This window comes from Flavobacterium sp. (assembly GCF_013823965.1).
In the GTDB taxonomy this organism is placed as follows: Bacteria; Bacteroidota; Bacteroidia; order Flavobacteriales; family Flavobacteriaceae; genus Flavobacterium.
In genome coordinates this window covers 1-11,682 of record NZ_PNNA01000002.1, presented here as the reverse complement: position 1 = coordinate 11,682, position 11,682 = coordinate 1, and the positions used below count along the sequence as shown (strand labels likewise).

General features: G+C 35.5%; 15 protein-coding genes, 1 tRNA gene and 1 pseudogene. 6 read left to right on the top strand and 11 right to left on the bottom strand.

From position 1 onward, the window contains the following. Positions 1–231: 231 nt before the first annotated feature. The 6 genes and pseudogenes from C0430_RS00110 to C0430_RS00085 all read right to left on the bottom strand — a co-directional run bounded on the left by C0430_RS00110 (position 232) and on the right by C0430_RS00085 (position 3,096). Positions 232–312 (bottom strand) — tRNA-Tyr (locus tag C0430_RS00110). A gap of 175 nt (positions 313–487) precedes the next feature. Continuing rightward, positions 488–874: pseudogene (locus C0430_RS00105) on the bottom strand (TlpA disulfide reductase family protein); the annotation flags it as partial. A gap of 18 nt (positions 875–892) precedes the next feature. Further along, complete coding sequence (locus tag C0430_RS00100) at positions 893–1,663, bottom strand: DUF4369 domain-containing protein (protein WP_290864121.1); 771 nt, start codon at positions 1,661–1,663, stop codon at positions 893–895. Between the two features lie 226 nt (positions 1,664–1,889). Continuing rightward, positions 1,890–2,132 (bottom strand): hypothetical protein, encoded by a 243-nt coding sequence (locus C0430_RS00095; protein ID WP_290864119.1) that lies wholly within the window; start codon positions 2,130–2,132, stop codon positions 1,890–1,892. Between the two features lie 140 nt (positions 2,133–2,272). After that, entirely contained in the window at positions 2,273–2,713 is a 441-nt protein-coding gene (locus C0430_RS00090) for a KTSC domain-containing protein (RefSeq protein WP_290864117.1), read from the bottom strand. Between the two features lie 137 nt (positions 2,714–2,850). Then, positions 2,851–3,096 (bottom strand): hypothetical protein, encoded by a 246-nt coding sequence (locus C0430_RS00085; protein ID WP_290864115.1) that lies wholly within the window; start codon positions 3,094–3,096, stop codon positions 2,851–2,853. A 92-nt stretch (positions 3,097–3,188) separates the two neighbouring features. Between C0430_RS00085 and C0430_RS00080 the strand changes: the two genes are divergently transcribed. From C0430_RS00080 to C0430_RS00065, 4 genes are read left to right on the top strand one after another with little or no spacing between them, the layout of a single operon-like run. After that, positions 3,189–3,731 (top strand): hypothetical protein, encoded by a 543-nt coding sequence (locus C0430_RS00080; protein WP_290864113.1) that lies wholly within the window; start codon positions 3,189–3,191, stop codon positions 3,729–3,731. Continuing rightward, a complete protein-coding gene (locus C0430_RS00075; RefSeq protein WP_290864111.1) occupies positions 3,731–3,883 on the top strand; it encodes a hypothetical protein in 153 nt (50 codons plus the stop codon). Before C0430_RS00080 ends, C0430_RS00075 begins: the two co-directional genes overlap by 1 nt. A 3-nt stretch (positions 3,884–3,886) precedes the next feature. Next, a complete protein-coding gene (locus C0430_RS00070; RefSeq protein WP_290864109.1) occupies positions 3,887–4,117 on the top strand; it encodes a hypothetical protein in 231 nt (76 codons plus the stop codon). Then, on the top strand, positions 4,110–4,493 hold the full coding sequence (locus C0430_RS00065) for a YchJ family metal-binding protein (protein WP_290864107.1): 384 nt from the start codon (positions 4,110–4,112) through the stop codon (positions 4,491–4,493). The genes C0430_RS00070 and C0430_RS00065 overlap by 8 nt, the downstream gene beginning before the upstream one ends. A 48-nt stretch (positions 4,494–4,541) precedes the next feature. Here C0430_RS00065 and C0430_RS00060 read toward each other — a convergent pair whose 3' ends face one another. Continuing rightward, a complete protein-coding gene (locus tag C0430_RS00060; RefSeq protein ID WP_290864105.1) occupies positions 4,542–5,198 on the bottom strand; it encodes an alpha/beta hydrolase in 657 nt (218 codons plus the stop codon). A gap of 29 nt (positions 5,199–5,227) precedes the next feature. Further along, complete coding sequence (locus tag C0430_RS00055) at positions 5,228–5,863, bottom strand: phosphoribosyltransferase family protein (protein ID WP_290864103.1); 636 nt, start codon at positions 5,861–5,863, stop codon at positions 5,228–5,230. Positions 5,864–6,111: 248 nt separating this feature from the next. Here C0430_RS00055 and C0430_RS00050 point away from each other — a divergent pair, with 248 nt between their 5' ends. Then, positions 6,112–6,963 (top strand): EamA/RhaT family transporter, encoded by an 852-nt coding sequence (locus C0430_RS00050; protein WP_290864101.1) that lies wholly within the window; start codon positions 6,112–6,114, stop codon positions 6,961–6,963. A gap of 53 nt (positions 6,964–7,016) precedes the next feature. Here C0430_RS00050 and C0430_RS00045 read toward each other — a convergent pair whose 3' ends face one another. After that, a complete protein-coding gene (locus C0430_RS00045; protein ID WP_290864099.1) occupies positions 7,017–7,739 on the bottom strand; it encodes a GYF domain-containing protein in 723 nt (240 codons plus the stop codon). A 121-nt stretch (positions 7,740–7,860) separates the two neighbouring features. Then, on the bottom strand, positions 7,861–8,175 hold the full coding sequence (locus C0430_RS00040; protein ID WP_290864097.1) for an iron-sulfur cluster assembly accessory protein: 315 nt from the start codon (positions 8,173–8,175) through the stop codon (positions 7,861–7,863). Between the two features lie 331 nt (positions 8,176–8,506). Between C0430_RS00040 and mgrA the strand changes: the two genes are divergently transcribed. Then, positions 8,507–9,499, top strand: a complete 993-nt coding sequence (gene mgrA, locus C0430_RS00035) for an L-glyceraldehyde 3-phosphate reductase (RefSeq protein WP_290864095.1) — start codon at positions 8,507–8,509, stop codon at positions 9,497–9,499. Positions 9,500–9,962: 463 nt separating this feature from the next. On the opposite strand, the gene C0430_RS00030 is transcribed toward mgrA, so the two are convergent. Then, positions 9,963–11,441 carry a Fic family protein gene (locus C0430_RS00030; RefSeq protein ID WP_290864093.1) on the bottom strand — a complete coding sequence of 493 codons (1,479 nt, stop codon included), beginning with the start codon at positions 11,439–11,441 and terminating at the stop codon, positions 9,963–9,965. Between the last annotated feature and the right edge of the window lie 241 nt (positions 11,442–11,682).

Below are 11,682 nucleotides of genomic sequence, written 5' to 3'. Positions count from 1 at the left end.
TAATAACAAACAAGATGTACATCTTTTGAACTGTATAATGAACAGGCTAGAAGTACTGTGTTTGCAAGCCTTAAGAAGATTTAGCGAGACCCTAGATTTGAATTTTTTTAGGGTCTCGCTTTTGCCCCTTAAGTTTTAAGATTGAATGAATAATTTGAAGGTATCAGAAAAACAAAAACCCAGTAAATCATAAGATTTACTGGGTTTTGAGAATTCTTGTTTTTTTAATCGTGGGGAGAGCAGGATTCGAACCTGCGAAGTTCACACAGCAGATTTACAGTCTGCCCTCGTTGGCCGCTTGAGTATCTCCCCGCTACCATGTTTGCCTTGCATTATTTGTGCTAAGCGGTTGCAAATATATAAACAGTTTTCAGGTTTCCAAACTAAAATGGCACTTAATTTTTGGAATAGTTGCAATGTCTTGGTATTGAATAAAATAAAAAAATCTCCACTGGGGAGATTTTTTATCGGTTCCATCAAAATGTCTTTATTTAGACAAAAGTTCCTTGATTTTAGCCCTAAGTTCTTCGCCTCTTAAATCTTTTGCCACCACTTTACCCGAAGCATCCAGTATAAATGTGGCTGGAATGGATTGTACTTCATATTGGGCAGCTATGGGTTCATCCCAAAACTTTAAATGGGAAACCTGAATCCAAGTCAATTTGTCTTTGGCAATGGCTTCTTTCCATTTTGCAGCATCTTTGTCTAAAGAAACGCCAACAATATTCAAACCTTTGGAGTGAAACTCATTGTAGATGGCTACCACGTTTGGGTTTTCGGCTCTACAAGGGCCACACCATGAAGCCCAAAAGTCAACTATTGTTACTTTTCCTAAACTTTCCTTTAGGGAAATTACTTTTCCTTGAGGGTTTGGGGCTGAAAAATCTGACCTTCAGTTCGCAGCAGCGGGAGCAGGAGATGCACCAGGCTGTGGAGCGGCAGGAGTCATTTTTGATTCCTTGATTTTCAACTCAATGGCCTTTCCAGGTTTTGTCGTTTTTAGGGACTCGTCTAGGCTGGCATATAATTTTTCCACTTTTTGGATGTCAATGGCTGGATCATTCATCATTCCTTGAATGATTAAGGCAGTTATGAACGATTTAGGATGTGTTTCTGCGTAGCTTGTGTATTTCTTTTTAGTGTTTTCACCAACAGTTTGTTGAAGTTTACCAAATTCCTTCATCAATTTATTGATTACCGCAGTGTCTTTATTTTGTTGTGCAGTATTCATCATCGGAGTGTTTTTGGTTTGAAAATCAACCAAACTCTTTTGAATTTTAATGAGTTCTTCGTTGAACACCACAAATTCGTCATTGTTGTATGTTCCGGAAATCTTGGATTTATTGATGCTGTCTTTGTTGATTACAATGTTAATTTCACCGTTTTCCAATATAAATGGAATTTTTCCATTGGCAGATTCTAGTTGTAACATGTGAAAAGCCGGTTCAGTAACTTTTCCTTTTATTTCAAATTTACCATTTTCCACTTTTACTGTGTCTACCGCAATTAACCCCATTCCAGCGGCATCTTGTGTTTCCAGTATGATGGTTTTACCATTCTCGACACCTGTTGCAGTACCTGTAATAATGTATTCATCTTTGCCAACTTTGCTACAAGAAATTAAAACAACAGTAGCAGAAAGTAATAAAATTATTTTTTTCATTATAAATTTGTTAAATGATTTAAGTCTGCAAAAGTATCTAAATTTATAAAAATAGCAATAATTTTATGACTTAAATTTTTGTTATATTTTCTTTATTTTTTTAGGGGTGAAGTCAGAAAATGAAAAGGACTAATTTTGGATACTTTTCTAAAAAAATGTTTCGGAATTGGAACCAAAGTTTAGTAATAAAATGGAGCCAAATTTTTGTCGCTTTTGACTAGTTGTTTTACAAAACTGCTGAGGAATTGTATTTCGATTCGCATTCATGGATGCGGTATTCGGCGTGTTCGATTTCATTTTCCGTAATCTTGATATCCATGTTTACCGTTCTTAATTCTTTGTGCAAGGAAGCACTTGAAAAATTAGACTCTAGTTTTAGATTGATTTCCGCTTTTTGGATTAAGAGAATCTCAAGGGTTTCTTTTGCCTTTCTATATTGGGCTTTGTAAAGATTGCAGGGGGCTTTCATCGAAATTAAGTTAGTTTTTTAGTAATGGGCTGCTAACTTACTTAAAATAAATGTTCTATGATTCTTTCTCTTGGTTTTTTCGACAAGAAACAAAAAAACACTCCCGAAAGGAGTGTTTTTGATTTAAGGAACAAGAAAATCTAGTCTTGGTTGGTTGTTTTTCTCCAAGTAAAAGAGTTTAATATATGTCTTTTGGCAAATCTTCCCGGTGAATCGGCATTTACCATTTTTACGTAAGTGGCTTTGGGAACACTGATGTATTCATAAACGCTACCGTTGGAAAAATTGATGATTAATCGTCCTTCAACAAATTTGTAATCGGTGATTGTCGAGGTCGAAATGGTTTCTGTATATTCCGGCAAGTTTGCTTTAATGGTCTCGGGATTGATGCTCACCAAAAAATGGTAGGCTTCAATAATTTTTTTACTGTTTTCTTCAGCAGCTTTCAAACCGTCTTCATCTCCTTGAAATTTATCGGGATGGGCATCCTTCATCGCATTGCGATAAATGGTTTTCAAATCTTTCAATTCTACAGTTTTGTCAACATTCAATAACTTGCGGTATTCAACTATTTTTTTCATAAATTAAGATAACTACTTGTCTTTTAATAGAAAACCAATTCAATTTGGCTTCAAAATCGACAATTTTTTGCAAAGGTACACTTTTTTTTAAGTTTTCAATTTTCGACTGAAAAAAAATCAAATTAAATCAAAAGCCCCTATTGCTGCGGCTTGTTGTTGGCTTTGTCGAAGTTTTTCGACTTTTTGGGATATTGGTTGTAGTTGATGTCGCTTGGATTTTCGATGACCGATTTGATGGTAATCCAGTCGCCTAAAGTGAATTTTTGAGCCATCTTGTAATCCAATAAATATTCGCCACAAAAAAAGTTGTTGTTTTCGTCTTGTTCCATTATTCCGGTGTAAACTCCTTTTTGCAGCATTTTTTCTTGTGAAGACTTGGTCATAATCGATGTGTTTTAATAAAATGATAAAGTGCAAAGTTAATCAATTATTGTTTGCCTTGGAATATTCTTGACTTTCTGGTTATCTTTGTCCAATGGAAAAAGCATTTCGTCCGAGTCCCAATTCTTTCAAAAATACCTTTTGTGTTTTCCAAGAAGTACTTTCGGACAAGATAGAAAATTTGGAAGTGCAATACGACAGCAAATCAGGCAGCAAATATTTTTATGCCAAGGAAGGAATGTATCGATTGTCGAATCATTGGGGCAGATTGGCCAACAGCAAATGGCGATTGGAACCTATGGAACCTGAATCGGAATCTAAATATAAAATTGGTTTTGCCGCTTGGAACGAATTTTATCCTGACAATGCCGAGGAAGAATTGTATTATCTGGAAGCCAATTATGTCAAGAAAACGGTCAACTATCAACATAAAAATAATCCGAAATACGACCAGAAAGCCATTCTTCGAACGAGTTTTGAAACCACCAAAAAAATCAAGCAAATCCGAAATTTGTTTAATTTGACTTCTTGGGCAAAATATTTTGAATATGACGATTTGGACGAATTGCGAAAAGAAATCATCGACCAATTGATTTTTACCAACAAGTCATTGGAAGAAATAAAAAGAGCACTCTAATGGGAAGAAATAACGAAAGAAACATCAAAAAACACAACGATAAATTGCACAAAGAACAGCAAAAAGTGAAGGCTGCCAAAGAATTGCGCAAAGAAAAGTTGAAACAAATCGTGAAAAAATTCAATGAAGACAAGTCTTCAGAAAACAATTAAATTATGGATAAGAGTCAATTTGAAGAATTAAGAAGCGGCGTTCAGGAAATCATTGATTTTATTGCCGCCAAAGACAACAAATCAGCCAACAACAAACTATTGGAAATCAGCGAAAAGCTGGATGATTTTTTGGATCATACAGACGAAGACGAAGATTTGATCGAAATCAGCAAATACCAAGTGTTGATCAATCAATTGTTTCAAAAAATCAATCCCGAAGGAGAAGGTGAGTAATGCTGCACTTTGTTTTTGCGGTTCGGCAATTCCTTTCCCGGAATGTTGCCAAAAATACATCAATGGAACTGAAAAAGCCCCAACGGCCTTGGCCTTGATGAAATCTCGATATTCCGCTTATGGCAGCCATCAAGCGGATTATTTATGGAACACCACCCACGGTTCCCAACGAAAATACTATTCCAAAGCCGATATTTTGCATTGGGCCACAGTCAATCAATGGCAGAAACTAGAAATCATTGCTTCGACTGAAAACACGGTGGAGTTCAAAGCCTATTTTTTGGATGAAAATAAAATCAATCAAATTCATCACGAATTTTCCACTTTTGTGCAACAAAACGGCAGTTGGTTTTATGTGGACGGAAAGTTTAAGTAATTTTAAATGTAACGTTTTGGTTGAAGGATTGAATTATTGGCTTTTTCGTCAAAAGTTATAATTAGTTTCTTTTTGGACCAAGTATTTTTTAAACCATTCTATGGCCATTTCTGCAACTTCCATTAATTTGCCGGGTTCTTCAAATAAATGAGTGGCACCAGGAATAATTTTCATCTCTTTTATAGATTTCAATTGGTCAAAAGCCAGTTTATTTATTTTAATTACCGGCATGTCCATTTGTCCCACAATCAGCAAAGTGGGTGCAGTTACCATGGGTAAAGCATTCAATGCTAAATCCGGGCGACCACCACGGGAAACCACCGCCCTGATATTTTTGCCAAAATAAGCCGCAGCCCGCAATGCCGATGCCGCTCCGGTGCTTGCCCCAAAATAGGCCACGGGAATTTTTTTGGTCATTTTATATTGCATCAACCATTCCGTGGCTTCTATCAAACGGCTCACGAGCAAATCAATATCGAACCTGTTTTCGTAAGCGCGGTCTTCTTCTTCTGTTAACAAATCAAACAATAATGTCCCTATTCCGTGTTGCTGCATCAATTCTCCCACCATTTTATTTCTGGGACTAAACCGACTGCTGCCGCTTCCGTGCGAAAAAACAACTATCCCAAGGGCGTTTTCAGGAAGTGCTAATTCACCCTTTAAGGTCACGGAAGACAAGGGGATGTTTATTTCTTCTCTTTTCATAATTGACATTTTTTTAAATTTACTATTGGTTATTCTATCAAATTGCTAGCGTGTAGCATGCGAATCACTTCGTCATCGTTTACTTGTTCGAAATCTTCATAAAAACCTCCCACGCCCCTAAAGTTTTTGGAAGCTATCAAATACACAAATTCATCTGCTTTTTGTTTAAAAACGGGTACTGTGTCAAAAGGTACCACGGAAACGGCTACAACAATTTTTTGTGGTTTGCTTTTCCTCAACATGGCCATGCAAGCTAAAAGTGTGTTTCCAGTGGCAATGCCATCATCTACCAGAATCACTGTTTTTCCGCCAACATTAGCGGGCTTGCGATTGCCTCTATAGAGTTTGTATTTGTTTCGTAATGCTTCCCGGAGTTTTTTTATTTCACTTTCGATATATTCTTTTGGAATTTCGGGATGTTCATCAATAAAGCAGGAATCCAATGACAGGGCTCCTATGGCAAATTCTTTGTTGAGAGGATGCCCAATTTTTTTGGAAAGAATAATATCCAATGGAAGATGTAATTTTTTTGAAATTTCGTACCCAATAGGGACTCCACCCCTTGGAACGGCAAGGATGATAGCGTCACTCTCTTTGTATTTTTCCAATTGCCCTGAAAGTAATATGCCAGCTTCTTTTCTGTCTTGAAGAATCTCGTTGTACACAATACGAATTAGTTTGGATAATCAATAAAACATTCATATAAAGGTATTGATTTTCAATTATTTAAAATATTTTTTAAACAAAAATTAATCGTTTTAAGTTTTATTTATGATAAGCCTGAAAAGGGCAACACCAAAAATGCAGTATTTCGTTTATGCAAAGAAAGTCCAAACGCAAGTTCCAGCTTTTGCCTTTTCGGAGTAAGGCGTAAACATATAAACTGTACTTTTACGGATAAAAATAGAAATCCATGGTATTCCTGATTTTAAGCATAATTTGCAGTGTGAGTGTTGGCGCAATTTTCAAATTGGCGCGTCGCTATTCGATTGCCATTTCTCAAATTGTTGCTGCCAATTACATTTTTGCGCTTGTACTTTGCTACTTTTTTTTCAGTCCAAATCTTGCCGATGTCGGGATAGGAGCACCTTGGAAAATTTATGTTTCTCTCGGTATTTTGTTGCCGACTATTTTTCTGTTTTTGGCCTTGTCCATAAAGGAAGTTGGAATCGTGAAAACCGATGCGGCGCAACGCCTTTCGTTATTCATCCCTATTTTGGCGGCCTGGTTGCTTTTTGGAGAAAATTTCAATGGACTGAAAATTACCGCTTTCGGGATTGCTTTTCCGGCTTTGCTTCTCATTTTGAACAAACCCTCGGAAAATACCAAAAATAACTGGATGTATCCTGCCATCGTCTTGATGGGTTTTGGTTTGATAGACATTCTTTTCAAGCAAATCGCATTGTTTACCCATTTGCCTTATACCACTTCGTTGTTCGTTGTTTTCGGATTGGCTTTGATACTTATGATTGTTGTTGTAGGTTATGAAATAGTCTTCAAAAAAGCTAAATTCAATTTCAAAAATCTGTTGTTTGGAGGTTTGGTCGGGATTTTCAACTTTGGAAACATCCTGTTTTATCTCAAAGCGCATCAGTCTTTTGCCGAAAATCCTTCCACTGTTTTTGCAGGAATGAATATGGGCGTAATCCTTGTTGGAAGCTTGACAGGTGTCTTTATTTTTAAAGAAAAACTGTCCAAAATGAATTATGTCGGGCTGTTTTTGGCTTTGATGGCGATTGTTTTAATCGTGTTCTCCCAGAAATAAAAAGGATTCAATTACAGTTATATTTAAAGAATCTATATTTTTCTTTATTGGAATTATTGGGGTATTTTCTCCAATTCCAGTTTCAATTGGTCGGATTCGTTTTTCAATTTTACCATTTCATTTTTGATGGAATCAATGTTTTTTTGCAACAAATCCATTTGCTCTTTTTTCTCAGCAGCAGTTCGCAATAGCTTAAAACCCGAGGTATTGTTTAGTTTTTTCTCGTTTTCGTCCAAATTATTTTGGTAGTTTACCAATAGGTTTTCTATTTCCAAAAGCCTGTTGCTGGAGCTTTGTTTTTTTTTCCTTTCCCTTCTATCGGCATCAATTTTCTCTTGAATTGCAGCTTCGATTTTTTGTTCCTCCAATTCTTTTTGTTTCAATTCCAATTGATAATTTTCGACTTCGGTTTTATGATTTTTGAGTTTCAATTCACGGCTTCTGTTTTCTTGGATGTTATTGAAAACAAGGGTAGCCGCTGTCAATGCCAAGATTCCGAAAACTATTAAAAAAGTATTTTTGGATAAGCCCAAAATTTTGCGTTCATCCGCTATTTTTTCCTCTTTTGGTGTTGGCAGAGCTGAAGAAAAGGAGGAAATAGGTGGCGGAATTGCAATGAAAAGTCGAGTCAATTCAGGAATTTCCCCGGCGGTTTTCCAGTGTTGCATGCCTTCGAACCAAACAGGTGTTGCTTTGGTGATTTTCAGGGCTTTTAATTCTTCTATATCAAAAGGACCAATGGTTTCATTGTTGGTGTGTAAGAAGTATTTCTTCATAAATATATTGAGGCAAAATGGTTATTCATTGTATTCAAAACGAAATTTTTCTTGTGTACACTACACAAAAATAGATAAATTAGACTAGCTACTGCTTCCTAAGTTTATTAAAAAATTGACACTACTTTCCAGCATTAGGATTGGTTATGACAAATTGTTGTGTGTTTTCCTTTTGTCGGTAATCAATTGTGGCTCCTTCAAGATATTGAATACTGATAGTATCTATCAAAATAGAAAGATTCTTGGCTTGAAATTGTTTGATGATGACAATGTCATCTTCATTGACTTCATCATCGATCGCAAAACCATATTGAAAGCCTGAACGGTTATCCAACGTAATGAAAATCCTGAATTTACCGTCCGGCATATTCGCCTCTTCCAGAACTTGAATGATTTGGGCTATAGCTTCGTCAGTAATGGTAATCGATTCGTCCATTTCTTTTTGTGTTGAGATTAAAAGGGCAAATTATGTAAAAAATATCAGATATAAAAAACCTATTGCTGGATTTCTATTTTATCCAACCATTTTTAGAAAATCAAAACCGATTTTTGGCAAACCTCAGTTAGAAAATTTCGAAATGATTAGAAAAGCCATGTTTACAATCAACCTCCGGCTTAATAGTTTTCAAATTGTTTGCCAATAAATTGTCAATTGCTCCCAAAATTGTATTTTAGCTTGTATTTTAAAATTGTTGCCTTTGCTAAACTATATATGTTTGCAGGCATATTAAAAAGCATTTATCTAACAACGAATTATATATTTTTAAATGACATACCTACCTTCTTCAGATCGTTATCAAACCATGGAATACCGTCGCTGTGGTAATTCCGGCCTTAAATTGTCGGCTTTTTCATTAGGGTTATGGCACAATTTCGGTGATGTAAATAATTTTGAAAACAGTCGAAATCTTGTCAGGACTGCTTTTGATAATGGGATTACCCATTTTGATTTGGCAAATAATTATGGACCGCCACCGGGTTCGGCTGAAGAAAACTTTGGAAGGATACTGAAAAAAGATTTCAAGAAATACAGAGACGAAATGATTATTTCTTCAAAAGCGGGTTATGGAATGTGGGAAGGGCCTTATGGTGATTGGGGATCCAAGAAATACCTGGTTTCCAGTTTGGACCAAAGCCTTAAAAGAATGAAATTGGACTATGTGGATATCTTCTATCACCATAGGCCAGATCCGGGTACACCTTTGGAAGAAACGATGTCAACCTTGGATCTTATCGTGCGTCAAGGCAAAGCATTGTATGTGGGAATCTCTAATTATAATGCGGAAGATACCGAGAAAGCTATCGCTATATTGAAACAATTGGGAACACCCTGCCTGATACACCAACCCAAATATTCGATGTTTGTTCGTGACCCTGAAAATGGATTGTTGGAGGTATTGGAAAAAGAAGGAATTGGTTGTATTCCCTTTTCACCTTTGGCGCAAGGATTGCTTTCCGATAAATATTTAAACGGGATACCCAAGGATTCAAGAGTGGCTACAAGCGGCATATTCCTGAACGAGAATCATGTTACCCCCGAAAAAATAGTCAAGATTTCCAAATTAAATGATTTGTCCAAACAACGCGGACAAAAATTGGCACACATGGCATTGGCTTGGTTACTGCGTGACATTCGTGTCACTTCGGTATTGATTGGAGCAAGTAAACCAGAACAAATTTCAGACTCGATTCAAGCCTTAAAAAACACCCATTTTACAAATGAGGAATTAATATTAATAAACTCCATATTAAGTGAATAAAATCAAAAAAGCACAAGAAATTGTGAAGATAAAATTCAATTAACAGCATCAAAAATGGCAATGTAAATAAGAGGCAATTCAATGCAATTTACTTTCCGATGCAGAAATTAATAGTCCTTATTTTATAATGCTTTAGAGCTTGTGAGGTACAGTATGGGAATATTTAGATTTTGAAAACTTACAAAAATTAGCAAATTCTTTGAAAACAAATAGCATTAATAATTTGCCCAATAATCATTCCTATTTTATTTTCAAATATAAAGAAAAATCAATGCGATTTGAAGTGAAAAATGAATTTTTATACTCAATTATGTAAAAACAACTTTGGAAAAAAAAATTACTAGTGCAAGTTGCGAAGCGTACGTATTTTTTCTAAAAACTGCGCCAGCATTTTTTTTGGGAGAGTTGATCAGGGGAGCAATTAGAATGTAAAACGTCCGTTTTTATTATTTTGTTTTTACTGTTATGGAATTATTTTCAGTTTAGCTTCGTCGTGTTCTTTGAAGGCATTACTTAAAGTTAAATGATTTTCTAATTCTTGCATATCAGTTGCTAGGAGTGAAGCACTAAATTCTTGTGCTCTTTGCAACATTCTGATATATACCGCCGGATCATCGTTTCTTGTTAACCTTCTTAATGCTCCCAAATAATCATCACGATACACAGTAGGAATTATGATTCGAGTTTGGGTTGCCTTTACTAATTCAGCATTCATCATTACTCTTGCAATTCTGCCATTTCCATCCAAGAATGGGTGTATTTCGCTTATCATAAACATAATGTACGCAGCTTTTGCGAATGGTTCTTGCAGTGCTTGGTAGTAATCAAATCCTTTTATTATTGTCCCTCTAACCAAGGTATGATCGACAAAGTGTGTTTCGCCTGCGCGGTTGTTTTTGTCTTTGAATTGACCTGGTTTTTTTGAGGTTCTAGCTCCCAAAAGTATTCGATGTCTGTATTGTAGTATGTTCAACAGTTCATCAGGATTTGAAGGTGTTGTACTCATTTCCGTTTGATTGCTAACTAATCTGTATGTTCCTAATATGTCGTGTGAATCTTCGTCCCTATTGGGTATTGGTGTTTCGGTTTGAATGATGCTTTTGGCTTCTTCTATTTCGAAAATAGTTCCTTCGATGTAGTTGGAAAAATAGGCTTCAAAGAAGGCGAAATTTCGAAAGGCATTGTTTTCCTTATTCTTATCTTGACTTTCTTTATAAGGTTGTTGTTGCAATTCTACAAACAGTTTTTCAAATAATTCTAAACGATGTTTGTCATAGGGATTTCCTAAAGCTCTTGCTACCGCAATTGGTGATGTAAGTATCTTTGAAGGTTTTGTTGTTAGTAAAGCACTTATTAGTTTGTTTAGTTTTTCAAACTCCGATTGCATTCCTAATTTTTCTGCTATTTCTCTTGCCTTGTCTCTGAATTGATTTAGTCCTACTTCTCCTTTTACTTGTACTATTTGTTCTAATTTGTTTTCAATTTCTGGTAAAGTAAGTGTTTTAGAAGTTGGTCCTACTTGGCGTGAGGATTGCAAATTCTCTAAAAAAGCTCTTTCTTGTTGTGATACAAATAATTCTCCAGAAAATGGGTTATCTCCTTCGATTGCTGGCATTCCTTCCATGAAACGAATGGTTATACCGGGAATCTCAATTTTTTTGGTATAGGTATAGGTAACAAATATTTGATTTGCCGATGTTGGTTTGAATTCTAAAGCGGAACGATGACTTAATACTGCACCTGGATATAGTTTTCCCAGAATGGTAAAAATATTTCTTCTAATAATTATTTCTTCTGACTCATTGAAATTTGAAGTATAAATACGAGGAGCAATTTTTTTTATTTGCCCCGTTTCTTCCAGTTTTCCTAATTGTCTGCTTATTGCCGTATCGCTTGAAGCAAAAATTACTTCCTGAAGGTGAACTGGGATGTTATTTTCCATTAGAAATGCTTTTATACCTCAAAAATAGCTATTAATTTCCATTAAAACTCTATTTGTCGCAAATATTTTCCATTATAAAGCCATTAAGGTCTTTTTGTATTTTCCACTAAAAGGGTATTTTAATGATTGAATATGAATAATTTTCCAGTAAAGCCCGTTTTTTAGCAACAATTTTCCAGTAAAAAACACTGTTTTTATTTATTTCGATAGAAAAAATTGTAAATACTATTATAAGGATTGG